Raw genomic sequence first — 24,803 nt, forward strand, 5'->3', positions numbered from 1 at the left:
CGATCGGTGGCCGGACGTGCAGGGTGGCGTAGGTGAGTTCGACTTCCGCGGTTTCGGTTCGCCCGCCGGCGTCCCGGACCTCGATGCGGTGCCGACCGCCCACCGCCACCTCGTCCATCAAGCGGGCGACCGTCGTGGTGCCGTCACCCGCGAGCCGGTCGACACACGTCCGAACCAGGAAGTGGGTTCCGAGATCCCGCGCGAGACAGAAGAACTCGTAAATATCGTTCTCACGATCGATCTCATCGCCGATGTAGACGCAGCGGGCCGGATCCCCGAACAGCTCGGCCGTCCGCCGCATGTTGTCCAGCCAGCGGACACTTTCCTTCCCATCGATCGGGACCCGCGTCGGATTGATGTGCCTTTTGAGGGCGGCGGTTCCTTTGAATTTCTTGCGGGTCCAGAATTTGACCGCACCCAGGCCAAGCGGCAGCCCGTCCGTTGTGACCACCAGGCTGGAGTGCATCAGCAGCCCGCAGGCGGTGTACGGGCGCACGCCCCCCTGCCGCTCATTGCTGCCGTTGCCTTTGTAGGTCCAGCCGACCCGGTCGGGACGCTCGCGCTCGAAGGAGAACTCGGTGGTGTCCTGGATGACCAGGATGGTGCCGCGCGTGGCGGCAACCCGACGGCGCGTTGCTTCGACGTGGCCCCCCAGGATGTCGCCCTCGCCGACACGGCTGTTGGCGAAGAACCGGTAGGCCGCCTTGGTGTTGGCCCAGTCCTGGCAGGCAAAGGGAATGCTCTCTCCCATGTTATCCGCCAGTTGCCCGAGCAATCCGTGGAGCCGCCGGTTCAGGCGCTGGTCCAGCAACTGGCAACTGGCAAGTTCATCGTCGATCCAGGTTCTTGACGCATCGGCCATCGGTACCTCCAGCACCTCTTTCCGATGCCAACAGCCGGAGGCTCGACACGGCCAAGACCACCGCGCCGTCTACTGCACGACCTTCGACGATGTGGGTAATTAACAGCCGCCGAGTGCCGCCTTGTGACGGCCCTGGGAAGCTGAATCATGGGGCCTGTCCCTATGGAGGGCAGCGCGATAGGTGTCAGCTAAACAACGCTAAGGCAGAACGATCTGAGAACATGGTGGTCAGGCAGCCCGACGTTGGCGCTCAAGGTTGAGCGGGCGCCGGCCGGCCGGTGTGGACGCCGCCCGTTCCCACAGGAAATCGCCCGACAGGCCGATGTGTTCCCAGCCGACCGGAGACGTGTGGGCAAGCAGTTTATCAGGTATCGCCTCTCCCTTCGCACGAAGGTGCGCGATGGCATCGGCCATATAGGTGGAGTTCCAATAGACGATGGCGGCGATCAGCAGGTTCAGCCCCGAGGCCCGGTATTCCTGAGTCTCCGTGCCGCGATCGGCAATCCGGCCTTGCTTGAAGGTACAGATCGCCTGGGCCAGGGCATGACGCTGTTCTCCCTTGTTGAGACCGGCGTGGCATCGCCGCCTCAGTTCCGGGCTCTCCAACCAGTCGAGCATGAACAGAGTGCGTTCGATCCGGCCAAGCTCCTGGAGAGCAAGGTCGAGCTGATTCTGCCGCTCATAAGCCGCCAACTTCTTCAGCATGGTGGATGGCGCGACCGAGCCGCTCTTCAGGGATGCGACCAGGCGCACGACCTCATCCCAATGCTCGCGGATGACCTCCACCTTGATCCGCCGTCCGAGAAGCGGCAGCAGGGCCTTGTAGGACCCGGAGAGACTCGATGCTGGCCAGCTTCCGGTCGGGGAAGTCACGCAGCCGGGGACAAAAGCGGAAACCGAGCAGTGAGCAGAGAATGAAGACATGGTCGGACACGCCTCCGGTGTCCACGTAGTGGGTGTCGATCTTCAAGTTGGTGCCGTGGTGGAGCAGCCCATCAAGCACATAAGGCGCCTCGTGGGTCGCGGCCGAAATGACCTGGACATGGTAGGGGCCATGCTGGTCGGAGACATGAGTGTAGAAGCTGAAGCCGGGGTCAACGCCATAGCGGGCGTTTACTTCGCCGGCGACGTTCCCCCGTTTTCCCGAGCGGAAGAATTGTCCGTCCGATGAGGACGTCGTTCCACTCCCCCACAGAGCGGCGATCGGCAAGCGGTGCTGCGCCTCGATGATCCGGGCCAGGGCTGCCCGGTAGGTTTCGGGACGGATGTAGGCATCGGCGGTCCACACCAGCTGGTCGCGGGTCACGCCTTGGCTGGCGTCCGCCATGCGTGCCAAGCCCAGATTGGTGCCGTCGGCGAGGATGGCGGCGAGCAGCGCGTTCTCGTTGGCGCAGGGCTCGCCGGTGCGCAGGTTCGTGAACGCCGCCGCGAAGCCCGTCGCGCGGTTGACCTCATGCAGCAGTTCGGTGATGCGCACGCGCGGCAGCAAAGTGTCGAGGCGGCCGGCCAGGACAGTCGCCTCCACAGGCGTCGTCGCCCTCAGCGGCGTGATGTGCAACCGATCGTCTCGGAGTTCGACCCCATCAAGTTGGCTGCGCCGTAGCCGCAGAGCGAAGCGCTTCAGCCGGTCATCGAGTTCCTGACCGCGCATTGCTATCCAGGCATCGGCCGTGTCAGGCAACCCCAACTCCGACAGGACCGGCGGGACGGCCATGGTCGGCAGCAGATAACTGTCGAAGCGACGATAGTTGGAGGAGCGTTCGACCCAGACATCGCCGGAGCGGAGTTTGTTGCGCAGAGTGGCGACCACCGCCATCTCGTAAAGCCGGCGATTGGGTTTCCCGCCATCGACGACCAGCCGTCGCCACTCCTTGCGGAAAGGCATCGGTGCGTCCGCCGGTACGTCGCGCTTTCCGGACTGGTTGAGATCGCGCAGCAACGCGACCGCTGCGAGCAGCGGGTCGTTGTCCCTCGCTGCCTTGAAGGTGAGAGCTTCGAGAAGAGCCGGGAGGAACTTCCGGATCGTGATGTAGCGGTCGGCGGCACGGACAAGGGGATTCTCCTCCGCTAAATCGGCAAGGCTGGCCACTTCGGGGCGGGCACGCAACAGCTTCGCCCAGCCGACGCTCTCGTCGACGACGGCAAAAGCATCACGGTCGCTGTCCTGGGCTACGGCGAGCGCCTCGATGGTGTCATGGAACAGCCGCATCAGGCGGCCGACATCGCGTGTGGTCGCGGCGTAGGTCTTTTCCTTGGAGTGCTTGCCCCGTGTGAAGGCGCCACCGATCAGCCGGTCGGCCATGTCGAGCACGGCGTCGATCAATCGGGATTCCAGATCGAACAGCACGGCAACCAGGGTTGCTCGCCGCCGTTGAGCGGTGTAGCGGCCGAGCAGATAGGCGGGCGATGCCTGACCTTCCCGGACGAACTGGCGGAACCGGACTTCGGGAATGCGAGTGCCGATATCGGATGCGATCCCAATGGCGCGGACGACCTGAAGCTTGTCGAGCAGGTCACGGACATGTCCGGCTTTCGGCGCGCTCGGCATCGCCTTCAACCAGGAAAGAGGAGCCCCGCCGAGGTCAGGATCGACCACCGGCAGACGGTCGAGTTCGGCCAGTTGCTCGTCGGTGAGGCCGGCAAGCAGAGCATCCACCGCCCGCTTGCGGGCCCGGGCGCGCCCAGCGGCGCCGGTGCGCTCGATCACCGGCAATGCCGGCAGGATGAAGTTTTGGGAGCGGAGGGCGGAGACGATGGCTGTGACGATCGGTTCCGGTCTGTTCGTGGTCCAGGCGGCCTGGGCGGCCGCTTCGATCATGAAGGGAAGATCGAGATTGGTCGATGGCCGCAACCCGAGCATGGCGGCGAGTTGCCGGGCATGATCGGTCATCGTCTGGGGTCGGCGCGCATAATCGGTGAACAGGTGCGCCGGCACATGGATCTGGGTGGCAATCCAGGCGATCAGAGCGTCGAGCGGTTCCTCGATCTGGGCAAGCGCGCGGCCGGAATGCCGAAGCAGCGCCAGTTGCACGGCAAAGCCCAGCCGGTTGGCCGCGCCCCGCCGTGTCAGAACGAGATCCTGATCCGACGGGGTGAGCGTGAAGCGACGCGCCAGAGCATCCCGATCCGCGGGAATACCAAGAAGCTGCCGTAACTCCGTGTCGGGCAACAAACGATGTCGCGGCACGCCATCTCCCTCTCCAGCCGGCGCCAGCCCCGAGGCTGGCACATGACGGGGGAGGGTTATGAACGAACGCAGGACCGCTTGTCACGGAGCCACGCTGCCCGACTGTCCGCTTTGCCACCCTTTGGCGGACAAGGTCAACGACCTTCCGCTGTTGACCCGAAGCGGTCATCAGGGCCGGCAGTTTCAGGTGTTTTTGGCCTTCGAGAACGCTTGCAATAGGGCGTCGGAACGGTTACCGGATATACAGTCAGACTGTACAGACGGTAACCGTTCTTGAGAGGCCGAGCATGACGATTGACAATAAGGAGTTGGTTCGCCGCTTCAACATAGAGGTCATTCAGAACGGCAATGAAGCCGCATTCAACGCAATGATGGCGCCGGACTTCATCAATCACGTCGCCCCCCAGGGCATGCCTAACGGTCCGGAAAGCATGTGGAACACCTTCCAGAACATTCTTCGGCCCGCCCTGTCGGGCTTGAGGGTGATAATCCATGATCAGATCGCCGAGGGTGACAAGGTCACCACCCGCAAGACAATCAGCGGCGTTCACACCGGTACACTGGCCGGAATTCCTGCGACAGGACGTGACGTGGCCATCGACGTTATCGATATCGTGCGTGTTCAGGACGGCAAATATGCTGAACATTGGAGCGTGAACACTCTGTCGAATGTTCTTGCTGCACTATCGAAGTCGTGATTTCGGCCTAGCAAAGCCGTTCGATAATGGGAATTGCGGCTTCAAGTGTCTGTCTATCCTCTTCGGACAGACGTTCCTCTATCAGAGCGGCGATCTTCGATGTCCGGGCTTCGCGGGAGCGAGACAATCCCTCTCGCCCTTTCTCGGTGATCGATAGAAGTTGGCTGCGCCCGTCCGCTGGATTGGGCAATCTGCAAACCAAGCCCTCGGTTTCAAGCTGAGCGGTCACCAGTCGCATACTTTGATGTCGGACATTACGGCAGTTCGCTAGTTCGGCGACACTCAGCGGACCGCGTTTTTCAAGAAGAAACAGGGTTTCAGACTGAGATGTCGTTGGCGTATCTGTCTCATTCCTCACGCTGCGTACGAATCGACTGATAGTGTCGCGCAGCCTTTCTGCAAGTGCTAGCGCAGTGGCATCTTCTTCGGAGAGGGTTTTGTCGTTAATCAATTGCTTTCTCTGTCCTTGCGGAGATGCGTTGTACATTCCCAATCACCCGGGCGCAACGGACGTGAAACAGGATCGGCCGTTATGACCGCTCCCGGCGCAAAGCTACCGCCCGGGAGCGAGAGTTCCTGACCCAAAGCGAACGTAACTCCGTGACAACGGCTTTATCCTGAGGGGGCGCATCTGGAAGCAAGCCGGCTACGCCAGCCGAAGGCAATGTGGAACCGTACGCTCTGGCTACAGTTCATCTACCGGAGCCGGGTGCCTCACCGAACTAGGCCGTGTCCTAGCTTTGCATTGCTGCAGATGCAGCGAGATTGCGAGTAGGCTGGCGGCAGCGGCGAGGCTGACAACCAGGAGGGACACTGTCGGCCAGCCATGGGCCACCGCCAGTGCACCCGCTGCAGCCGGGCCGAAGACGAGCCCGACGTTGTTCCCTTGCATCAGGAAACCGATGGTCGCCCCGATCAGCTCGGGGCAGGGCGCCATCCGTGGCGCGGAGTGGATCAGCGCCACCGGAATCAGCCCGGCAAGAGCGGAGAAGACGATGCTGGCGGTATAGACAAGAGCGCCGGACAACGCGCCACTCAAGACGCCAATGCTGCATATGGCCATTGCTCCAAAGCCGAGCAGTAGGATCGTGCGGTGAGCCACACCTCTCGACAACAGAGCACCGCAGGCAAGATTGCCGAGCGCATTGACCGATACCGCAACCCCGGCGAGCAGACTGCCCATCCAGGTGTCCACGGACAACCGTTCGGATAGGATTGCCGGTAGAAACGCAAACACCGCGAAGTAGGCCGCCGCGAAGAAGGCGAATAGCCCGGCAAGGAGCCATGGCCCGCTAGCGGACAGTGTCAGCCGAACAACACGAGCGATGCTCCGCACGGGAACCATGCGAGCTGGAATGCCACGCGTTGCCGGCACCAGCAGAGCAGCATAGCCAATCAGCAGGGCTGCGTTCACCAGCCAGAAGCCGCGCCATCCCAAGGCGTCCAGCAGTGGCGCTGCAACCAATACCGCGGACATGCCAATCGGCATGAAGGTGCCCCACATGGCCATAGCCCGACTGTGGTCGCTGGATCGCGCGACCGCGATAATCAAGGTCGGTGCCGCTACACTCACCGCCAGGAACCCGACCCCCTCGACTGCGCGCATGGCCAGGAGTAGCGGCGCATCATTCGCCAGGGCGCCGATGGCGCTGCCTCCGCCCTGCAGGAGGAGTCCGCCGAGCGCCATGAACCGGGCGCCGACGTGATCCACCGCCACGCCGATGGTGATGCCCGTGAACGCGCCGACGACGGCGAACGCGGAGAGCAGCCAGGACGCGGTGCCGAGGTCGAGTGCGAGGTGGGCCTGGATGTCGGCGAGCGCGGCGGGCACCTTGCCGACTTGGCAGGCCGAAACCACGCCCGCCCCCACGATCAACAGGATACTCGGCCAGCGAGCGCCATTCCGCGTGTGGAGAGCGTCCATCGCTTACCCCCCGGACGGTGTGCGCAGTCGCTCGCGGCCATGTGCCAACGCGATGGCGAGTGCGGCCACGTGGCGCCCCTGAAAGCGGGCGCCATCAAGTTCGTTGGCGCTTGGCCGGCGATCGCCGCCGTGGCCATCGTCGGCGAGCGTCGAGGCGCCGTAGGGCGACCCGCCGGTCACCTCGTCCATGCGCATTTGGCCCTTGAAGGTGTACGGCAGCCCAACAACCAGCATGCCCAGATGCAGCAGCACGATATGCATCGACAGGATCGTAGACTCCTGTCCGCCGTGCTGGCTGCCGGTCGAGGTGAACACGCTGCCGATCTTCCCGACGAGCTTGTCCTGGAACCATAGGCCGCCGGTCTGGTCCAGAAAGTTTTTCATCTGCGACGCCATGTTTCCGAAGCGCGTCGGCGTGCCGAAGATGATCGCGTCGTAGTCCGGCAGTTCATTCACCGTGGCGACCGGCGTTGGGTCGGGCGCGTATCCTGCCGCCTGAGCGACCGCCTCTGGTACCAGTTCCGGAACCCGCTTCACCACGACCTCGGCGCCGGCTTCCCGGGCGCCCTCGGCGATCGCAGCGGCCATAGCCCCAATGTGGCCGTAAGAGGAATAGTACAGAACGAGGATCCTGCTCATGAACCTTCCTCACCTAATCGTTTCATTCAGTGGTGGGAAGCCATAGATGCCATCTCGACATGATGCGCGGAACTGTGAAAAGATTGCTGAGTTTAATCGATATGATTGATCATGCTGGACGCACTCACGCTCGACCAAATGCGCATCTTCGTCACGGTGGTGGAAGCCGGGAGCTTCCGTGCCGCGGCTGTCCGCCTGTCGCGCGTTCAATCAGCGGTGAGCCACGCGGTGGCCAATCTGGAGGCTGAGCTCGGACTTACCCTTTTCGACCGATCGGGCCACCGACCGGTGCTCACGCCGGGCGGGCGGGCATTACTAGCCGACGCGCGTGCCATCCTGTTGAAGGTTGATTCCCTGCGGGCACGGGCGCGCGGCATGTGCGAAGGCGTTGAACTTTCGCTGTCGATCGCGGTGGATTGCTTGTTTCCACTAGCCGCGGTCAGCGCCGCCTTGAAAGAGCTGCATGACGCTTACCCTGCGGTCGGCGTCGAAGTAATCGTCGGGCCGCTTGGCGTACCGTTCGCCGCGCTGTACGAAGGGAAGGCCACAGTCGGGATCGTCGTTGGCGGCGATCTGCGTGATCCGCGAATCGAACTGGAGGCGCTGTCGTCGCTGTCGTTCGTCGCTGTGGTCGCAGCGGCACACCCCCTGGCGGCGCGGAGCCGCACTGGAGACGAAGTTACAGCGACGGAGCTGACTGACCACCTGCAGATCGTGCAGGCGGATCCGACCCCTCTGTCGGAGGGGCGCGACTTCGGCGTGCTGTCGCCCGGTACCTGGCGGGTCAGCGGTCAGGACACCAAACAGGCGCTGATCCTGGCGGGCGCCGGTTGGGGGCGGCTACCGCGGTGGGCGGTGGAACGCGATCTTGCCGAAGGGCACCTGGTGCGAGTGCGGGCTTCGGCACTTGGGCGCGACGGCGAGGCCGTTGTAGACGCATTCTTGGCACATCGGAACGACACCCCGTTTGGCCCTGCTGCCTGCGCCTTTCGTACGGCGCTGCGCCGCCATGCTCATAAGGAGCTCAGCCGAGCAACTCCCCCCTCGCGCGAATAGGCGCGGGTCTGAAGCCGACCGATCCACAGCGCTGAAAGTGGATAATCTCACGGCTTGGCAGGGGAGTGCTGTTCGCCCGCGTGTCCCCTTTATGGTATGGCCCGCCCGTCCCAGCGCAGTGGCGATGAGACCTCTGTGGCAGGCAGGTTGATCTTGTCCCAGTTCGGTGGATGAGTCGGGGGATCAGTGGACAATGCTGACTCTGCAGACATCGAGTATGATCGGAATTGTTGCGAATTCCGTGCTTTGCGCTTTATGGGACTCCAATCGCTCCTCATCTAGGAGGAGTGATCAGAATACGCTCTAGCCTTTCAGTGGCATTTTGAACCTGAAGCAGGTGTCATTCGCGTCAGAGCGCACATCTATCCTGCCGTCATGGGCTTGGGCGATCTGAGACGCGATGTAGAGCCCCAGGCCCAGCCCCCGGCTCCCAGCCCTCGCCTCGCCCCGCTTGAAGGGCAGGAAGAGCTTGTCGATCTGCTCGGGCGGGATGGGCTGCCCCCCATTGGGGGCACGCCATAGAACGGGCGCGGATATACGCTTAGGGGACAAAGCCGGAACATCGCTGTGGGTCGACGCCTCCGGGGTCGTTGGTGTTGATCGGCTGGCAAGTTGGCCCACCGCTATGCCGACAGGCGGTCTTCGACGAGTGCCGCGACCTGGTCCCCTTCGACCCCGACCGCGACGCGCACGGTGGGTCGGCCTTGCCAGGCAGCAGGCGCCGGGTCGTCGGTGTCACCCAGGCATGGCCATGTCTTGCCCCGCGACATGCCTTGGGTCTCGACCCGCACCGGCCACCCGGCCGTGGTGAAGAGGTGGGGGGCCACGACGTAGGCGACGGCGCTCGGGTCGTGCAGGTAGATGCCGTCGATGCCGTTCGTCCGTTCGAAGAAGTTGCGGTAGTGCGGGAGGGCCGCCGCCAGGAGGCGGTTGGCGGGCCGGTCGGGCGCCGTGACCCGCGCGATGGCGGCACCGGGGAGGACCGCCTTGTGCGTCACGTCGAGCCCGACCATCGTGACGGGCCAGGGCGCGCCCAGCACGACGTCGCCGGCCTCGGGGTCGCCCAGCATGTTGGCCTCGGCGCACGGGTTCGCGTTGCCCGGTACAAGCGCGTTCCCGCCCATGATGACGACCCCGGCCACGTGCCTGGGCAGGTCCGGGTGGAGCCGGAGCGCGAGCGCGAGGTTCGTCAGCGGCCCCAGCGCCAGGATCGTCAGCTCGCCAGGGTGTCCTTGGGCGGACCGCCACAGGAACTCGGCGGCTGCCACGGTGCTCGCCAGTGCGGGTTCTTGGGGGAAGCCCAGGCCACCGTCCCCCAGCCCGTCAGCGCCATGGACCTGGGGGACCGGCCCCGCGTACGCCCCGGCCAAAGGTGCGGCGGCACCGGTTGCAACGGGGACGTCCGTGCGGCCGGCCGCCGCCAGCACGGCCCGCGCGTTGCGGGTTGTCAGCTCGACGGACGCGTTGCCGAACACGGTGGTCAGGCCGACCACCTCGACCTCCGGGGAGGCGAGCGCGAGGAGGATGGCCAGCGCGTCGTCCACGCCGGGGTCCGTATCGATGACCAGCCGCCTGGGCGGGGGCCTCATGGCATAGTCCCCGGCACCGGGCGGAGCCAGCCGCGCGCGACGGCATCGGCGAACACCGCCTGCGCGACCCCCCACAAAGCGGGTGCGCCGTCGGCGATACGGCCCGTCAGCGCACGCTCCCGGCCCTCGTCGACCGCGTAGTCAGCCCAGGTCCCGCCGCCCACGGCGTGGTTGAGGAGGATGGGCTGGAGCCGGTCGAGCGCCTTCGCGAACTTGGCGTCCGGCGTCCGTGCTTCCTCGAACTCGGCCCAGAGCGCCCGCAGCGCGCCGGCCTGGTCCGAGGGCAGGTGGCCGAAGACGATGTCGGCCGCGGCCTCCTCCAGCCCGGCTTGGGTGTCGGCAGCGTCCGCGTCGAACAGCGGCGTGTCCCCGCACTCCACCTCGACGAGGTCGTGCAGGAGAAGCATCTGGACGACGCGCCAGACGTCCACGTCGCCGACGGCCCATTCCCGCAGGACCAGGGCGAACAGCGCCAGGTGCCAGGAGTGCTCGGCCGTGTTCTCGCGCCGGGACCCGTCGGCGATGCGGCTGCCGCGGAGCACGCCCTTGAGGCGGTCCGCCTCCATCAGGAAGCCGAGTTGGCGTGCGAGCCGGCCATCCAGGCCCGGCAACTGGTCCAGCGGCGCCATGCGCCCACCCCCGTCCCTATGGCTAGGGCGCCAGGGTGCCCGGCCGGCCGCGCGGCGTCAGCGCATAAGTTATGCGCTGACGCCGGGGACGGTGGTGCAGAGCCGGACCGGCGTGCCGTCCGCCAGGTAAAGCCGTTCCCAGACCATGAGGCCGGGCTCTATGCGGAGCCCGCGGTCGCCCCTGCCCGTGGCCAGCTCGACCGGCCCCGGGCTCGGCTCGTCCCACCAGCCAAGCCCCTCCAGCCGCTCCTCCGCGGCCTGGATCTCACCGGTGGCGAAGCGCCACAGCGGCAGGCCGGCGAGGTCGGAGGCGGCCCTCCCCCACTCCCGCTCGCGCGCCGTGGAGGCCGCCAGCAGGCGGTGGTCGTGGTCCGCGATCAGGTGTGTCGGCAGCAAGCTGGATTCCACGAGGCGGCGCAAGGCGCCATCGGGTGGGCAGCCGGCACCGTCGCCGAGGAAGGCGAGCAATCGCTCGACCGCCTCCGGGCCGGGCTCGATCTCGCCCCGCTCCCACCGCGACACCGTGGCCTGCGTCACGCGCGCGACCGCGGCGAACACGCCCTGCTTGATCCCGCGGAGGCGGCGGAGGCGCCGGAGGCGTGCCCCGAGGTTGGGCAGACGTGTGGTGACAGCGGCGCCGGTGGGGTCACCGGGCGGATCGTGTGGCGCCCTCATCGCATTCCCTGATGCACGTCGTCTCTGACCTGAAAGCAAGGGAAACACAGTTGCGGCCGGTATGTCCACGCAGCCCGGGGAGCCGGAGGGTCAGGGGAGGACACGCATTCCTCCGGGATTCGCGGCCATCCTTTCCCGCGCCCGTTTCACGATGTCGGCAACGGTGTTCTTGCTGAGCCCAAGTTCCCTTCCCACCAGACGGTAGCTGCGTCCTTGGGCGACCAGCGCCAGCACCTTCGGGGCGAGGCGGTCAGATTTCGGCCGTTGCCCGGGCTGCCGGCCGAGCACCTTCCCGCGGGCCCGCGCGGCCGCCAGCCCTGAGCGCACCCGCTCCCGCAGCAGGTCGCGCTCAAACTCGGCGATGCCGGACAGCACGGTGGCCATCATGCGGCCGGTGGCGCTGGAGAGGTCGAAGGCCATGCCGTTCAGCGCCACCACCGACACCCGCCACGACTCCAGCTCCCGGAGCGTGCCCAGCAGGTCCAGGGTGCTGCGTCCCCAGCGGGACAGCTCGGTCACCAGCACGGCATCGATGTGCCGGGCCTGGGCCAGGGCCATGACCTTCCGGCGCTCGGCGCGGTCGTGCCTGGCACCGGAGCCGGTCTCCCTGAACACCCCGACCACCTCGTGGCCGGCCCGCCCGGCGAAGGCCATCAGGTCGCGCTCCTGGCGCTCGCAGGACTGGTCGGCGGTGGAGACCCGGCAGTAGACGGCGACGCGCTGTCCCAATTGACCCCCCCTCGCGCGGTGGCCCCCGGAGCCGCGACCGGCCTAGGGTCGCCGCCGTACAAACCAGACATTACTCCAACCGGGACAGCCCCGCCATGCCGCGCCGCCGCGTCCTCACCGACGCCCAGACCACCGCCCTGTTCGCCCTGCCCACCAGCGAGGCCGACCTCATCCGCCACTACACCCTCGGCCCCGGCGACCTGGCGGCCATCGCCACGCGCCGCCGGCCGCACAACCGCCTCGGCTTCGCCCTCCAGCTCTGTGCCCTGCGCTATCCGGGCCGCCTGGTCCGGCCCGGCGAGCTGGTCCCGTCGGCGGTCGTCGCGTTCCTGGCGGGGCAGCTGGACATCGACCCGGGGGCCCTCGCCGACTACGCGGCCCGCGCGCCGACCCGCTACGACCAGCTGGACGCGCTGCACGAGGCCTTCGGATTCCGCACCTTCTCCCGGCCCGACCACCGGGAGCTCTCGGCGTGGCTGGTGCCGGTCGCCCTGGCGACGGTCAGCGCCGCTACCGTCGCCGAGGCGCTGATGGCGGAGCTGCGGCGGCGGCGCGTCGCCGCCCCGGGGCCCACCACCGTCGAGCGCATGGTGGCCACCGCCCTCCTGCAGGCCGAGCGCCACGCCGCCGCCAAGCTGGGCGGCGCCCTGTCCCCTGGCCAGCGCGCCGCGCTGGACGCGCTGCTGGACAACCACCAAGGCACCGCGGTCAGCTCCCTGGCCTGGGCCCGCCAGCCGCCCGGCGCGCCCGGCCACCGCTCCATGGCGCGCCTGGTCGACCAGCTCCGGCTCCTCCGCCAGGTGGGGGTCGCCCCCACGGCGACCGACGGCGTCCACGCCGACCGCGTCCGGCAGCTCGCCCGCGAGGGGAGCCGCCTGACCGCCCAGCACCTCCGCGCCCTCGGCCCGTCCCGCCGTCATGCCACCCTGGCGGTGACGGTGCTCGACACGATGGCCCGCCTCACCGACGAGGGCATCGGCCTCTTCGACAGGCTGGTCGGTCGGATGTTCCGGCGGGCGGAGCGGCGCGCCTCCGCCGACCTGCAGGCCAACGCCCGGTCCCTAAACGACAAGGTGCGTCTGCTGGCCAGGCTCGGCGACGCGCTGATCGAGGCCAGGGAAACCGGGGCCGACGCCTTCGCCGCGGTCGGCACGGTGATCCCCTGGGACCGGTTGGCCGAGGTCGTGGGGGAGGCCAAGGGGCTCACCAGGGGGGACGGCCCGGACTACCTCGCCCTCGCCGCGGCGAACCACGCCCTGCTGCGCCGGGTCGGCCCGCTGTTCCTGGACGCCTTCGTGTTCCAGGGCGTCGCCGCTGTGGCCGGGCTGCTCCGTGCGGTCGCGGCGCTGCGCGCCTTCTATGCCGGCAGCCGGCGGGCCCTGCCGAAGGACATCCCGACCGGCTTCATCCGGCGGGGGTGGCGGGCCGCGGTCTTCCGCGACGGCGCCATCGACGGCCAAGCCTACGAGCTCTGCCTCTTCGCGGAACTGCGGGACCGGCTGCGAGCCGGCGACGTCTGGGTGGCCGGCAGCCGGCAGTACCGGGCGGTGGAGGACCAGCTCATCCCGGTGCCGCTGTTCTCCGAGATGCGGGCGGCCGGCCCGCTGCCGGTGGCCGTGCCCGACGACGCGGCACGCTACCTCCGGGACCGCGCGGACCTGCTGGAAACGCGGCTGCGGGAGGTCTGCGAGAAGGCCGCCCAGGACCGGCTCGTGGACGTGAGGCTCAGCGGCGACACCCTCAGGGTCTCACCGCTGCAGGCGGCGACGCCGGAGGAGGCGGAGCGCCTCGCCGACCGGGTCTACGCGCGGCTGCCGCGGGTGCGGGTCACCGACCTCCTCGACGAGGTCGACGCCTGGACCGGCGCCGCCGACTGCTTCACCCACTTGCGCACCGGCTTGCCGGCCGGGGATCGCCGCGTGGTCCTGACCGCCGTGCTGGCCGACGCGACAAACCTCGGCCTGACGCGCATGGCCGAGGCGTGCAGCGTCGCCAGCTACAGGCAACTGGCCTGGACGGCGGGGTGGCACGTCAGCGAGGACGCCTATGGCCGGGCCCTGGCCAGGATCGTGGCGGCGCAGCAGGCGCAGCCCCTGGCGGCCCACTTCGGCGCCGGGACGGCCTCCAGTTCCGATGGCCAGCACTTCCCGCTCGGCGGGCGGGGCGAGGTGACCGGGGCCGTCAACCCGCACAAGGGCTCGGGCCCGGCGCTCTCCTTCTACACCCATGTCTCCGACCGCTACGCCCCCTACCACACCAAAGCGATCTCGGTGGCGGAGGGCGAGGCGGCCCACGTCATCGACGGCCTGCTCTACCATGGCACGGAAGCCGGCACCGCTGTCCACCATGTCGACGGGGGCGGGGTCTCTGACCACGTCTTCGCGCTTTGCCATTTCCTGGGGTTCCGCTTCGCCCCGCGCATCCCGAACCTGCATGACCGCAGGCTCTACACCATGGGGCCGGCGGCGGCCTGGCCGACGCTCGCCCCCTTCATCGCCGGCCGGGTCGACGAGGCCCTGGTCCGGGCGCACTGGGATGACCTGCTGCGGCTGGCCACCTCGGTCCGCACCGGGACCGTGCCCGCCTCGCTGGTGCTGAAACGGCTCGGCTCCTACCCGCGGCAGAACGGGCTGGCGTTGGCGTTGCGGGAGGTGGGCCGCATTGAGCGGACGCTGTTCACCTTGGAGTGGCTCCAGGACCCGGCACTCCGCCGCCAGGCCACGGCGGAGTTGAACAAGGGGGAGTCCCGCAACGGCCTCGCCCGCGCCGTGTGCTTCCACCGCCTCGGGCGCATCCGCGACCGCACGCCGGAGAACCAGCAGCACAGGGCCGGCGGCCTCAACCTGGTCGTCGCCGCCATCATCCTCTGGAACACCGTCTACATGGGGCGGGCCATGGACGCCTTGCGCGCCGGCGGCGAGCGCATCCCGGACAAGTTGCTGGGCCACCTGGCACCGCTTGGGTGGCAGCACATCAACCTGACCGGCGACTATCTCTGGGGTGCGGACCAGATCGCGGGCACGAGCGGCTATCGCCCGTTGCGCGCCCCGGCCGAACTCCTGGCCGCATGATGTTCCGGCTTTGTCCCCTTAGCGTATATAACCGGACAAACCGGGAACATTGCCATTGTTCGACGTTTGAATGAACTCCGGCTTCCCCCGGCGGCTTAATGCCTTCCGGCCGAATCTTCGCTTCGCCGCCTGTATCACGGCACGGACCGACAACGCGCCTGGGGAGTGGCGCACCAGGGCATCACCGGTCCAAGAATGCCCCGATTGTCGCCACCAACTCCGGCGCGAGCGGCAGGCTGGGATCAGCGTAGGTCGTCAAGTTTGCCGCGCGGTCGGGTGGCGCCCGCTTAAGAACGTGGTTCATGCCCTCGATGAGGAATAGCTCTGCCCCGGGCCGCGCCGCCGCGAGGCGCCGGGCGTCGTCCATACCTATCTGCAGGTCGGTCGTGCCCTGGACGATCAGCACGGGCGTCCGTACCTGGGCCAGTTCCGCGGCTGGGTCAAGCGACAGCCACGAGGCGAGATATGGCTGCACGCTGGGGCGGAACAGCGGCGCCAGTTCCGCCGGAACGTCCGACACCGTCCGGCCCGCTTTCAGGGCGGCGATTATCCGGCGCGAGGCATCCTGCAACGCCTCTGGTACGCCGGTGGCTGCGAGCTGTCGCTCGATCACGCGGCCGGCCGGCTCGCCCGCGCCCGCGACCAGGACCAGCCCGGCCACCTCTGTCCGCTGAGCGGCGAGCGTTGCCAACAGCGCGCCTTCGCTGTGGCCGAGCAGGGACACGCGCGCGATGCGCGGCTCCCCGCGCAGCACAGCCAGCCAGGCGATGGCGTCGGCGACGTAGCTGTTGAAGCGCAACTCCTCTTCCTGCCACCCAGCCGCCCGGCTCGCACCGATGCCGCGCTTGTCGGCGCGTAACGACGCAACGCCCCGCTCGGCCAGCCCGTACGCGAGCAACTTGAGGCTCTCGTTTCGTGCACCAGGCAGGTTGCCGTCGCGGTCAACCGGACCCGAGCCGGCCAGGATCAGCACGCCCGGCACCGGGGTCACGCCATTGGGCACCACCAGGGTTCCCTGTAGTGCCTTGGGTCCTGTCCCGGCTGCAACTTCCCGTTCGGTCCACGCCAGCGCCATCTCCGGCCTCCCGAGGCTGGCCGCCACCGCGGCGGCGAAAACGAGGCGTCTGGTCATCATGCCCGCGCTCCCGTCGCTCTGTTCCGCTGCTACTCGGCCCCCCATTGCGCCGGCTCAATCTCCTTCCGCACAGCGACGCAACCACTCAGCCCGCTGCTCGGCCGTCATCAACTCCCACGCCAGGATGATGGCAACATACGGCCCGGCTGCGCTGGAGCTTTTCCGCTCTCCGGCCAGTGCTCTCCCAATGGAGTTTTCATCCCGGCGTGCAAGGGCGGCGATTTGACGTTGCGTCAGACCAGCCGCTCGGGCGCGGCTCTGCCAAGGTGCATCTTTCATGGCTGAGACAATGAGGCGGCGAGAAAATCGACGCAAGAGAGAAAACCTCTCTTGCGCCAAAAATCTACGTATAGTAGATTTAAGCTATCTTAACGCGAGGGGGCTCACATGGAAGGCACTTATACGCGCGTAAAACCGTTTTACGATCTGCCGCAGATGGGGAACTACTTCATCGAATACCGCGATATGAAGACCCTGCTGTGGGAAGACGACGACGGCGACGCGCCTGCGCATGTCATCGATGGGGTGGTGAGCCTGGAGGGCGTGCGCTGCTACCTGAGCGGCCACGCGGCTGGTGAGAAGCGTGGCTACGACAGAGGCCGCGCTGCTGGTGTCGCTGCGGTGCAGGCGGGCTTGCGCGCGCTGCTCGGCGCCGCCTCGGCCAACGACGTGGAGGTGCTCACGCGCGAGGCGCTGACCCAATGACCGGCCCGTCACTAGCATCGTTGCGGAAAAAAGCCGCGGCTGTGGCTCCTGGCGCCGCTACCAAAAGGACGGGGCCTGCCGTCTCTGCGACTTATGTTAGACGAAGACTTTTCTTGCGCTCGTAAGCGTTCTGCGGCTTAATCCGTCCATCGTGCATGTCGATGCCCCCACGCGGGGCCGCCAAAGACAAAGCCCCCGCCGGGTACCAGCCGGCGGGGGCTTCGGCGTCTCAGGGCTCAGTGCAGAACGACATGCGCCAGATGCGCAAGCGCCAGCACCACCCCCAGGATCGCATGGATCAGCTCGACATCGTGCATGTCGATACCTCCTGCGAGATCCAGCCCGTCACCGTAACGGGCCTGGGCGCCACTGTAACTGGCCCGCCCCACCCCCCTCAATCCCCTTTGCATCCCCTTTGGTTTTTTTCCGCGCTACGGGAAATTTCCCATGGTTCGGCGGATGGCCGCAGCGTCGCTGGCCACACCGCACTTTATACACACTTGCGCACACTCTCTCGATTGACGCGCTCCGCGTTAGTGTGTATATATACACATATAAACCACGGAGCGGAGGAATGGGCAAAACGACGATGAGCAGCCGGGAGGTGATCGCCCTCCTCCAAGCCGACGGATGGCGCGAAGTCGCCCAGACAGGCTCCCACAAGCAGTTCAAACACCCCAGCAAGACAGGCCGCGTCACAGTCCCCAGCCCGGTCCGAGACCTCCCACCCGGAACCCTCAAGTCGATCGAACGACAGTCCGGTGTGAAGCTTCGGTAAGGTCCTACCCCGCCCCGCCAGGGGCGGGCCCCCTCCCCCAGACATGCACCAGAGGTCCCCATGGTTGCCGCCTACTATCCGCTGATCCTCGAGCGCACCGCCGATGGCCTGCACGGATCCTTCCCGGACGTGCCGGGCTGCATCGCCTTCGGCGCCAGCAAAGCCGAGCTGGTCGCCAACGCCGAGGCCGCCCTCGCCCTCCACTTCGCCGGCATCGTCGAGGACGGCGACCCCATCCCCGCTCCGTCCGACCTCGACGCCGCCGCGGCCGATCCCGAGGTCGCGGAGGCCGGCCGCCTGCTGGTCCGTGCCGAGCTGCCGGGCAAGGCGGTGCGGATCAACGTCACGCTCGAGGAGGGATTGCTCGCGGCGATCGACGCCGAGGCCCGCCGCCGCGACACCTCGCGATCCGGCTTCCTCGCCGCCGCCGCCCGGCGCGAGCTCGCCCAGGCTCGGCAGTAACAGCACCACTCGCCTCCAACGATTAGGCGCGCACTATGCCGTAAGCCACCCAATACACGCGCTGGGCAACGCCGGCCCGGTAGCCCGCCCCGTGCCGCCGATGCCGGGAGTGCCCTGGCTGGCCGTGGTGCTACACCCGACCTTGCATGCGTTCCCGGATGGGGCGCACTGGCTGGGCGATTTCGAACGCTGCGTCGGCTGGGCCTGGATCGAGCGGGTGGCGGACTGATGGCGCGGCCGCGGACGCCACGACGGCGCCAAGCCGCTCGAGCACCCGCGCCAGCTCATCAGCCAGCTCATCCAGCAGATCGCCGCTCCACTCCAGGGCAGAGGGGGATGGCCGCAGACCGGCTGCCAGCAGCACCTTGGTCAGCTCTGCGGGGGCGTCCGGGGGCAGGGTTACGCGCACAGGCGGCAAGGTCATGGCTCCATCGCGGTCAGACCAGCGGTGCCGGCGAGATGCGCGAGCTGGGCTCGCTCCTGCGGCGTCTGATCGGGCAGCAGCTCCAACAGCCGCAGTGCCGCTTGTTGCCGGGCCGCCGGCCCGGTCGGCGCTATGCCCCAGACCTCCCCCGCCCTGGCGTCATCAGGAAGAGGCGCACACACGGGGTGACGCCATAGGACGGACGAGAAACTACGGTAAGGAGACAAATCCGAAACATAGGGCATGAGGGATCAATGAGAGATCCCTGGAATATCCCTGAAAGCCGCAGAAATCCTGGATTTCACGCAGATCCAGTTCCGTTGAATCGATGATGCCCGTTTTTTTTGGATCCATTGGGTTCTGGCCAGAAGACGAGAAAATTCAACGACCTGCTGCTTAGCGTATAATCCCGTCCGTCCTATGGAGTGGCCCCGGTGCTGTCCACCAGCAGGTGGACGGGCCCGCCGATCGACCGTTGGGCTTGCGGTGGCGTTACCGTCCTGGCGCGCCGGGCGATGGTGGAGTGGTCGGGTACCGGCAGATCCAGCCCGAGAAGCCGAAGGACGGAGCCGATCAAGCCTTCGGTCTGGCGCAGCGCCAAACGGAAGACGGCGCGGAGCATCAGGGCCGTCGTAATCGCGAGGTCGGAGTAGCTGGGCTGTCCACCCGGCGTGGTTCGCGGCGCCGCCTTCCACTGTGCGATGGCCTCGTCAGTGACCCAAACCGTCAGGCTGCCGCGCTGGCGCAGGGCGGCATCGTACTCGGCCCAGTTGAGAACGCGCCGCTTCGGCCTTGGGATGTGGTGACGGCGACCGGCGTTCGCTTTATGCGGCATGGCAGCAGACCAGTGGGGCAGTGAGGCCTCCGCCTACGACATCGCCCATATCCGTGCAACACGGTGCCTGGGGCCTCTCATTTGGCGTTTTCAAAACCGGTGCGGACGCCTCATTCGGACGGGGTGCCACATCTTGCACCGGTTGTAAGGCGCCGCTGGGTTTCTTTGGGCCGGCTCTCCGGCGCACACCCCAATCCTTGCGGCCACCGCATTCGTTAAACCACATCGCCCGCCCTTGGTGGTGGGTCAGACCAGCTGTGTCCGTCAACCGATGCTTCGTCCAGGCGCGCTCGATTGTGGGCAACGTTTCCGATAGCTTGGGGATATCCCTGCCGCCGTGAAATAGCGGTGAATACGGACTGTGTCAGCCACCTCCCTGCTCCAGCCTCGTCAGCGCGCGGGCCAGTTCGGAGGCGTTGCTCATGCCCATCTTTTCCAATACGCGGGCGCGGTGGGTCTCCACCGTACGGATCCCGATGTCCAACTGGCGGGCGATGGTCTTGTTGGGGAGACCTTGGGCGACCAGCTCCATCACCTCGCGCTCGCGCGGGGTGAGCAGGGTCATCCGGTGACGGATCTCCGCCGCCTCGACGCCAGCCTGCCGTTCTATCCGGTCGCGTTCGCAGGCTTCGCGCACCCGCTCGATGAGCAGGTCCTCATCGAACGGCTTCTGCAGGAAGTCCACGGCGCCGGCCCGGAAGGCACGGACGGCGGCGGGAACGTCGCCATGCCCGGTGATGACGATCACCGGAAGGCTCAAGCCGCGTCGGATCATCTCCTGCTGCAGCGTCAGTCCGTCCATGCCGGGCATGCGGATGTCAATCACAGCGCAGCCCGGCTGGTCGGGATCGGCGGCGGCCAGGAACTCGGCGGCCGAGGCGCAGGGGCGGACGATCAGCCCGGCCAGCTCCAGGTGCAGCGCCAGCGCGTCGCGGACGGCCTCGTCGTCGTCGACGATGAAGATGACAGGAACGTCAGGATTCATCGGAATCGGCCCCGGCTCCGTGGATGGGGATGGTGAAGCGGAACACCGTCTCGCCGTGGGGCAGGCGCTCGCTGGTCAGGGTGCCGCCGTGGCCCTCGACGATGCTGCGGGCAATGGACAGGCCTAGACCCATGCCGGTGGCCTTGGTGGTGACGAAGGGCGCGAACAGGTTGCGCTCGACGACGCCGGCCAGCCCCGGCCCGCTGTCGCGCACGCCGACCGCCACGAAACCCGCCTCGGCCGCGGGGTGGGCGAAGACGACGATGCGGCGCCGGCGGGGATCGGGGGCGTCCATCGCTTCCGCGGCGTTGCGCACGAGGTTGAGGATCACCTGCTGCAGTTGCACCGCGTCGCCGCTAACAGCGGGCAGGCCGGGCGCCACCTCGGCCTGGATGGACACGGAATGCTGCCCGGCGAGAGGAGCGGCCAGCGCCAGGCAATCGGCGACCAGCGCGCCGACCGACAGCGGTGCGGGGTCGCTGCGCCCCTTGCGCACGAAGTCGCGCAGGCTGCGGATCACCCGGTCGGCCCGCTCGGCCTGGGCCACGGTCTTGTCGAGGATCTTGCTCAGGCGGGGCGATGCCTGCTCGAGCTTGGCGATCTTGCGGGCGGCACGGGCGTAGCTCATGGCAGCCGACAGCGGCTGGTTCAGTTCGTGCGCGAGGGCCGCGGCCATCTCGCCGGCCTCGGTCAGGCGCGACGCGCGGGCGAGGTCCGACTGGCGCTCGCGGATCGCCGCCTCGACCCGGCGGCGCTCGCTGACCACGGCGCCCAGCAGCAGCGCGGTGACCGCCAGCGTCAACATGAGAAGCTGGAAATGGGTGGTCCTGGCGGTCTCCACCCCGGTCGCCTGAATAGCGACGATCAGCCCGGCCTGGGTGGCGGCCGAGGCGAGCGCCGCCCCCGCCAGCCCGTGCCTTACAGCCACCGCCACCGCTGGCAGGAACAGCAGGTAGAAGTGTTCGTACTGGACCGAGGCGAGCGGTCCGAAATCCAACCACAGCGTGACGCCGATGAGCAGCCCGTACGCCGCCAGCTCGGCCGCCCCTTTCCAGGACGCGTGGGGCGCCGTCCCGCGCAGGGCGACCAGCACGACGGGCGTCAGCACGGTGATGCCGATGACCTCCCCAACCCAGTACCGCAGAAGGGCCCAGGCGAAACCCGACCAGGGGAACAGGCCGACCAGCGTGTGGAGGGCGATGTACCCCGTCCCCACCGCCAGCGGCGTCACTGCCGCGCCGACGAGCAGCAGCACGATGTCGCGCAATTTGGAAAGGCGGGGGTCGAGGCCGAGCCGCCGACGCAGCGCCCAGGCCGCCCCGCCGTAGCCGGCAGCGAGGATGCCGTTCGCCACCGCCGTCACCCACAGGGCGACGGGTAGGTCGCGCACCATCAGGTCGGCCACCATCAACCCCAGCCACACCAGCGGCACGGCGCGTACGCCGACGACGATCAGCATCCCCATCATCAGCCCGGCGGGGGGATTCCATGGGGTGATGTTGAGCGGCGCAACCTCGTGGATGAAGCTGACCCAGTCCAGGGCCAGGTGAGCGGCCAGATAGGCCGGCACGAGGACCATGCGGCCGCGGAGATCCTTCGGCATGTCCTCCCGTCCGATCGATGTCGTGCGCCTGCCCGTAACGATAGGGACGGCCGGGCGCGATGCAATCCGTATTAGCCGGCATAGACAGGGCCAGCGGCTGTTTCCGATCATGTCCCGGACAGGAAAGCCCGAATACAGCACGCCCGTTTGGGGCGGGGAGTACAGCTATGACAACCCTTCGACGAATCCTGCTGGCCACCGACCTCGAACCGAAATCGGATCGGGCGATGGAGCGCGCGGTGCAGCTTGCCCGCCAGTCCGGTGCCGAGTTGGCCGCCCTGCACGTCGTCCACGACGGGGAGGGGCCGTACGCCCATTTGCCGCTCCACCATATCGAGGCGGAACTGCATCGCCACCTGGTCGCGGTTCCGGGTGGCGACGGTGTCTCGACGCGGGCGGTCGCCGTGCGGGGCGCTGCGGTGGAGCCGCAGGTCGCCGACTATGCCGGGCTGTGGCGGCCCGATCTGGTCGTGACAGGCGTCCACGCGCGCGATCACTTGGCGGACCTGTTCCTGGCGCCCACCATCGAGCGAATCGCCGTCGCCAACGAAACCCCCGTGCTGATCGTGCGCGACAAGCCGCTCCGCCCCTACGCCCGTGCCCTGGTTCCGGTCGATTTCTCTGAACGGTCGCGCGCTGCGGTGGAGGTCGCGTGCCGGCTGGTGATCGGCGGCAGCCTCCATCTGCTGCATGTTCTGGACCTGCCGTCGGCCACCCGCTCTCCGGTGGGGCTGCATGGGGTCGGAGAATCCATTCACGAGTTCGCTGAGGAGTTCGGCGCACTCCTTAAGGGAGTGGCTTTCGGCGATGCCGCCGTCACCCGCGAGGTGCGGATCGGGCCCCCCGTTCCGGAGATTGTCCGGACAGCGCGGCACGGGCGCTACGATCTGGTGGTGATGGGATCGGCGCGGCACGACGGCCTCATGCGCGCTCTCCTTGGCAGCGTTACCCAGGACGTGCTCGCGGAGATGCCCTGCGATGTCCTGATGGCAGGCGATCCGGTCGGCGATCATCAACAATGAGGGGCAGGGCCATGCGTTCGCATGCACCCGGATGTCCGGGCCGCGGCTTGCTGCTCGGTTCCGGGCTCCGCATTCCCGGTGCTGTGGGAGAAGAGATGCGCCCCCAGCCCCTTGGACGTTCCTGGTTCCATCCCAGTTTGCTTCCGTCACGGCCACCCGCTTCAGCCGCGGGTAGAAACACCGGAGATGACCCGATGGACATGGATCGTGAACCATGGCCGCCAGGAAGGCGCAGGGAGAATACACAGTCCGGGGACAACGTCGTGCCGCTTCGGCCTGAGTCCGGGACGGACGCACTCGCCCCGCGTCCGACTGCGCGGCGGGCACCGGAAGGTGTCCCCGGCACGGCCGGTCAGCCAAGCTGGTCCGAAGGACCACCCCACAGGATCCTGCTGGCAACCGACCTCAGCTTCCGCTGTGAACGCGCGCTGGAGCGGGCAGCGTCGTTGTCCGCCCAGTGGCAGTCGGAACTCGTGGTGTTGCACGTGCTCGACACGCCCACCTCCAGTCTTCCGGAGGCTAACTGCCGGCCGTCATGGCCTCCCGTCGAGCCGCGCAGCCTTGCCTGGAAGCGACTGCTCGCCGACGTCGGCGCCGTCACCAAACAGGCCACCCTGCTGATCCAGGAGGGCGATCCGGCCGAAGCGATCGTGCACACGGTGGAAACGGAGCATTGCGGCCTGATCGTGCTCGGCATCACTCGGGATGCCGTTCTCGAACGCATATTCCTGGACAGGACCACAGACCGCCTGCTGCGCCGCTCCCGCGTGCCCCTCCTCATCGTGAAGGAGCGCTCATGGAGGCCGTATCGCGACATCGTCGTCGCCACGGACTTCTCCGACGCGTCGTGCGAGGCGCTGGAAGTTGCGGCTCGCCTGTTTCCCGGGCAGGCGCCCACGGTCTTCCACGCCTACGAGGCCCCGTTCTCCGGGCTGGCCGCAGATCCGCGCGCGTGCCGGCGGGACTATCGGGACATCGCCATGCAACAATGCCGAGCCTTCCTCGCGAGGGTACGGCGGCCGGCCGCTTGGCGGCCAGAACGCGTCGTGGTCGAAAATGGATCGCCGGATTTGCTCTTGCGGAATTACGTCCGCGATTTAGACGTGGATCTGGTGGTCCTCGGCATGCACAGGCGCAATGCCATTCTTGAACTGATTGCCGGCAGTATCGCCAAGACGATCATGGACGATGTGCCGTGCGATGTTCTGGTCATCCAGGAGCGGTCGGATGTCCATGCAAGAACCTGAAATTGGAGGCCACCCAATGGAAACCGCAGACAGTCCACCATGATGGAGACGGGGATGAGCATCGCGGAGTTGTTATCGGCGCCCAACGTCATTCTCGATGCCGAGCCGACCAACAAGGCGGCCCTGCTCGACTTTCTTGCGGCGGAGGCCGGGCAGCGGCTCGGACTTCCCAAGCCGGAGGTCCTCGGCGCGCTTGAGGCGCGCGAGAAGCTCGGCTCCACCGCGCTCGGCCGGGGAGTCGCGCTCCCCCACGCCGAGATCCGCGATGCCCAAGCCCCCCTCCTCCTGTTCGCTCGGCTCCGCCGCGCCGTCAACTTCGAGGCCCGCGACGAGGAGCCGGTCGATCTCGTTTTCCTGGTGCTTTGGCCCGCCGCGGCCCGCAAGGGCCTGCTGCCCGCCATGTCGGACATCTGCCGTGCCCTGCGCGAGCCGCAGACGCTGCGCTGGCTGCGCGCCGCGGAGACGCCTGAGGATGTGGTCCGGCTCGTGCTTCAGGCAGTCCCTCCCGAAGCGGCGCGGGACGAAGCGCCGCGCGGGGAATGACCGCC

General features: G+C 67.5%; 21 protein-coding genes and 3 pseudogenes. 9 read left to right on the top strand and 15 right to left on the bottom strand.

Going from position 1 to position 24,803, the window contains the following annotated elements:
- Window positions 1-682: 682 nt before the first annotated feature.
- A pseudogene (locus DEW08_RS33300) lies at window positions 683-862 on the bottom strand (IS4/Tn5 family transposase DNA-binding protein); the annotation flags it as partial.
- Between the two features lie 228 nt (window positions 863-1,090).
- A pseudogene (locus tag DEW08_RS20890) lies at window positions 1,091-4,049 on the bottom strand (Tn3 family transposase).
- 287 nt (window positions 4,050-4,336) lie between these two features.
- Between DEW08_RS20890 and DEW08_RS20895 the strand changes: the two are divergent.
- Window positions 4,337-4,747, top strand: coding sequence for an ester cyclase (locus tag DEW08_RS20895; protein WP_109330976.1), 411 nt, complete (start codon window positions 4,337-4,339; stop codon window positions 4,745-4,747).
- A 7-nt stretch (window positions 4,748-4,754) separates the two neighbouring features.
- Here DEW08_RS20895 and DEW08_RS20900 read toward each other — a convergent pair whose 3' ends face one another.
- From DEW08_RS20900 to wrbA, 3 genes are all read right to left on the bottom strand, one after another.
- Window positions 4,755-5,234: a MarR family winged helix-turn-helix transcriptional regulator gene (locus DEW08_RS20900; RefSeq protein ID WP_109330978.1), complete on the bottom strand. Its 480-nt coding sequence runs from the start codon at window positions 5,232-5,234 to the stop codon at window positions 4,755-4,757.
- Window positions 5,235-5,432: 198 nt separating this feature from the next.
- On the bottom strand, window positions 5,433-6,671 hold the full coding sequence (locus tag DEW08_RS20905) for an MFS transporter (protein ID WP_109330980.1): 1,239 nt from the start codon (window positions 6,669-6,671) through the stop codon (window positions 5,433-5,435).
- A 3-nt stretch (window positions 6,672-6,674) separates the two neighbouring features.
- The gene (wrbA, locus tag DEW08_RS20910; protein ID WP_109330982.1) at window positions 6,675-7,310 is read right to left on the bottom strand and encodes an NAD(P)H:quinone oxidoreductase; all 636 of its coding nucleotides are present in this window, start codon (window positions 7,308-7,310) and stop codon (window positions 6,675-6,677) included.
- Between the two features lie 111 nt (window positions 7,311-7,421).
- Between wrbA and DEW08_RS20915 the strand changes: the two genes are divergently transcribed.
- The gene (locus DEW08_RS20915; protein WP_109331102.1) at window positions 7,422-8,366 is read left to right on the top strand and encodes a LysR family transcriptional regulator; all 945 of its coding nucleotides are present in this window, start codon (window positions 7,422-7,424) and stop codon (window positions 8,364-8,366) included.
- 303 nt (window positions 8,367-8,669) lie between these two features.
- Here DEW08_RS20915 and DEW08_RS33890 read toward each other — a convergent pair whose 3' ends face one another.
- The 5 genes from DEW08_RS33890 to DEW08_RS20940 all read right to left on the bottom strand — a co-directional run bounded on the left by DEW08_RS33890 (window position 8,670) and on the right by DEW08_RS20940 (window position 11,988).
- Complete coding sequence (locus tag DEW08_RS33890) at window positions 8,670-8,987, bottom strand: sensor histidine kinase (RefSeq protein ID WP_425429130.1); 318 nt, start codon at window positions 8,985-8,987, stop codon at window positions 8,670-8,672.
- A 2-nt stretch (window positions 8,988-8,989) separates the two neighbouring features.
- Window positions 8,990-9,955, bottom strand: coding sequence for a nucleoside hydrolase (locus DEW08_RS20925; RefSeq protein WP_109330986.1), 966 nt, complete (start codon window positions 9,953-9,955; stop codon window positions 8,990-8,992).
- A complete protein-coding gene (locus tag DEW08_RS20930) occupies window positions 9,952-10,584 on the bottom strand; it encodes an HD domain-containing protein (protein WP_109330988.1) in 633 nt (210 codons plus the stop codon). Before DEW08_RS20930 ends, DEW08_RS20925 begins: the two co-directional genes overlap by 4 nt.
- A 69-nt stretch (window positions 10,585-10,653) precedes the next feature.
- Entirely contained in the window at window positions 10,654-11,259 is a 606-nt protein-coding gene (locus DEW08_RS20935; protein WP_109330990.1) for a helix-turn-helix domain-containing protein, read from the bottom strand.
- 90 nt (window positions 11,260-11,349) lie between these two features.
- A complete protein-coding gene (locus DEW08_RS20940) occupies window positions 11,350-11,988 on the bottom strand; it encodes a recombinase family protein (protein ID WP_109330992.1) in 639 nt (212 codons plus the stop codon).
- A 95-nt stretch (window positions 11,989-12,083) separates the two neighbouring features.
- On the opposite strand from DEW08_RS20940, the gene DEW08_RS20945 reads away from it, so the two are divergent.
- Window positions 12,084-15,059, top strand: a complete 2,976-nt coding sequence (locus DEW08_RS20945; RefSeq protein WP_109330994.1) for a Tn3 family transposase — start codon at window positions 12,084-12,086, stop codon at window positions 15,057-15,059.
- A 181-nt stretch (window positions 15,060-15,240) separates the two neighbouring features.
- On the opposite strand, the gene DEW08_RS20950 is transcribed toward DEW08_RS20945, so the two are convergent.
- Window positions 15,241-16,194, bottom strand: coding sequence for an alpha/beta hydrolase (locus tag DEW08_RS20950; protein WP_211107305.1), 954 nt, complete (start codon window positions 16,192-16,194; stop codon window positions 15,241-15,243).
- A 387-nt stretch (window positions 16,195-16,581) separates the two neighbouring features.
- On the opposite strand from DEW08_RS20950, the gene DEW08_RS20955 reads away from it, so the two are divergent.
- The 3 genes from DEW08_RS20955 (at window position 16,582) to DEW08_RS20965 (ending at window position 18,139) form a co-directional block, all read left to right on the top strand.
- Window positions 16,582-16,899, top strand: coding sequence for a hypothetical protein (locus DEW08_RS20955; RefSeq protein WP_109330996.1), 318 nt, complete (start codon window positions 16,582-16,584; stop codon window positions 16,897-16,899).
- Between the two features lie 589 nt (window positions 16,900-17,488).
- Entirely contained in the window at window positions 17,489-17,677 is a 189-nt protein-coding gene (locus DEW08_RS20960; RefSeq protein WP_109331106.1) for a type II toxin-antitoxin system HicA family toxin, read from the top strand.
- A 60-nt stretch (window positions 17,678-17,737) separates the two neighbouring features.
- Window positions 17,738-18,139 (top strand): type II toxin-antitoxin system HicB family antitoxin, encoded by a 402-nt coding sequence (locus DEW08_RS20965; RefSeq protein ID WP_109330999.1) that lies wholly within the window; start codon window positions 17,738-17,740, stop codon window positions 18,137-18,139.
- A 130-nt stretch (window positions 18,140-18,269) separates the two neighbouring features.
- Here the strand turns inward: DEW08_RS20965 and DEW08_RS20970 are convergent, their stop codons facing one another.
- From DEW08_RS20970 to DEW08_RS20985, 4 genes and pseudogenes are all read right to left on the bottom strand, one after another.
- A complete protein-coding gene (locus tag DEW08_RS20970; RefSeq protein WP_109331001.1) occupies window positions 18,270-18,563 on the bottom strand; it encodes a hypothetical protein in 294 nt (97 codons plus the stop codon).
- 430 nt (window positions 18,564-18,993) lie between these two features.
- Window positions 18,994-19,398, bottom strand: a pseudogene (locus tag DEW08_RS20975) (transposase); the annotation flags it as partial.
- Between the two features lie 364 nt (window positions 19,399-19,762).
- Entirely contained in the window at window positions 19,763-20,383 is a 621-nt protein-coding gene (locus tag DEW08_RS20980; RefSeq protein WP_109331004.1) for a response regulator transcription factor, read from the bottom strand.
- The gene (locus DEW08_RS20985) at window positions 20,373-21,986 is read right to left on the bottom strand and encodes an MASE1 domain-containing protein (RefSeq protein ID WP_109331006.1); all 1,614 of its coding nucleotides are present in this window, start codon (window positions 21,984-21,986) and stop codon (window positions 20,373-20,375) included. The genes DEW08_RS20980 and DEW08_RS20985 overlap by 11 nt, the downstream gene beginning before the upstream one ends.
- 167 nt (window positions 21,987-22,153) lie before the next feature.
- On the opposite strand from DEW08_RS20985, the gene DEW08_RS20990 reads away from it, so the two are divergent.
- The 3 genes from DEW08_RS20990 to DEW08_RS21000 all read left to right on the top strand — a co-directional run bounded on the left by DEW08_RS20990 (window position 22,154) and on the right by DEW08_RS21000 (window position 24,798).
- The gene (locus DEW08_RS20990) at window positions 22,154-23,008 is read left to right on the top strand and encodes a universal stress protein (protein WP_109331008.1); all 855 of its coding nucleotides are present in this window, start codon (window positions 22,154-22,156) and stop codon (window positions 23,006-23,008) included.
- 194 nt (window positions 23,009-23,202) lie between these two features.
- Complete coding sequence (locus DEW08_RS20995) at window positions 23,203-24,255, top strand: universal stress protein (RefSeq protein WP_168220468.1); 1,053 nt, start codon at window positions 23,203-23,205, stop codon at window positions 24,253-24,255.
- A 54-nt stretch (window positions 24,256-24,309) separates the two neighbouring features.
- Entirely contained in the window at window positions 24,310-24,798 is a 489-nt protein-coding gene (locus DEW08_RS21000; protein ID WP_109331108.1) for a PTS sugar transporter subunit IIA, read from the top strand.
- Window positions 24,799-24,803 lie beyond the last annotated feature (5 nt).

The sequence above is a fragment of the Azospirillum thermophilum genome, assembly GCF_003130795.1.
Taxonomy (GTDB): domain Bacteria; phylum Pseudomonadota; class Alphaproteobacteria; order Azospirillales; family Azospirillaceae; genus Azospirillum; species Azospirillum thermophilum.

Coding starts and splice junctions, on each gene's coding strand:
- DEW08_RS20895 (WP_109330976.1), top strand. CDS start 4,337: ATGACGATTGACAATAAGGAGTTGGTTCGCCGCTTCAACATAGAGGTC.
- DEW08_RS20900 (WP_109330978.1), bottom strand. CDS start 5,234: ATGTACAACGCATCTCCGCAAGGACAGAGAAAGCAATTGATTAACGAC.
- DEW08_RS20905 (WP_109330980.1), bottom strand. CDS start 6,671: ATGGACGCTCTCCACACGCGGAATGGCGCTCGCTGGCCGAGTATCCTG.
- wrbA (WP_109330982.1), bottom strand. CDS start 7,310: ATGAGCAGGATCCTCGTTCTGTACTATTCCTCTTACGGCCACATTGGG.
- DEW08_RS20915 (WP_109331102.1), top strand. CDS start 7,422: ATGCTGGACGCACTCACGCTCGACCAAATGCGCATCTTCGTCACGGTG.
- DEW08_RS20925 (WP_109330986.1), bottom strand. CDS start 9,955: ATGAGGCCCCCGCCCAGGCGGCTGGTCATCGATACGGACCCCGGCGTG.
- DEW08_RS20930 (WP_109330988.1), bottom strand. CDS start 10,584: ATGGCGCCGCTGGACCAGTTGCCGGGCCTGGATGGCCGGCTCGCACGC.
- DEW08_RS20935 (WP_109330990.1), bottom strand. CDS start 11,259: ATGAGGGCGCCACACGATCCGCCCGGTGACCCCACCGGCGCCGCTGTC.
- DEW08_RS20945 (WP_109330994.1), top strand. CDS start 12,084: ATGCCGCGCCGCCGCGTCCTCACCGACGCCCAGACCACCGCCCTGTTC.
- DEW08_RS20950 (WP_211107305.1), bottom strand. CDS start 16,194: ATGATGACCAGACGCCTCGTTTTCGCCGCCGCGGTGGCGGCCAGCCTC.
- DEW08_RS20955 (WP_109330996.1), top strand. CDS start 16,582: ATGGAAGGCACTTATACGCGCGTAAAACCGTTTTACGATCTGCCGCAG.
- DEW08_RS20960 (WP_109331106.1), top strand. CDS start 17,489: ATGAGCAGCCGGGAGGTGATCGCCCTCCTCCAAGCCGACGGATGGCGC.
- DEW08_RS20965 (WP_109330999.1), top strand. CDS start 17,738: ATGGTTGCCGCCTACTATCCGCTGATCCTCGAGCGCACCGCCGATGGC.
- DEW08_RS20970 (WP_109331001.1), bottom strand. CDS start 18,563: ATGACCTTGCCGCCTGTGCGCGTAACCCTGCCCCCGGACGCCCCCGCA.
- DEW08_RS20980 (WP_109331004.1), bottom strand. CDS start 20,383: ATGAATCCTGACGTTCCTGTCATCTTCATCGTCGACGACGACGAGGCC.
- DEW08_RS20985 (WP_109331006.1), bottom strand. CDS start 21,986: ATGCCGAAGGATCTCCGCGGCCGCATGGTCCTCGTGCCGGCCTATCTG.
- DEW08_RS20990 (WP_109331008.1), top strand. CDS start 22,154: ATGACAACCCTTCGACGAATCCTGCTGGCCACCGACCTCGAACCGAAA.
- DEW08_RS20995 (WP_168220468.1), top strand. CDS start 23,203: ATGGACATGGATCGTGAACCATGGCCGCCAGGAAGGCGCAGGGAGAAT.
- DEW08_RS21000 (WP_109331108.1), top strand. CDS start 24,310: ATGAGCATCGCGGAGTTGTTATCGGCGCCCAACGTCATTCTCGATGCC.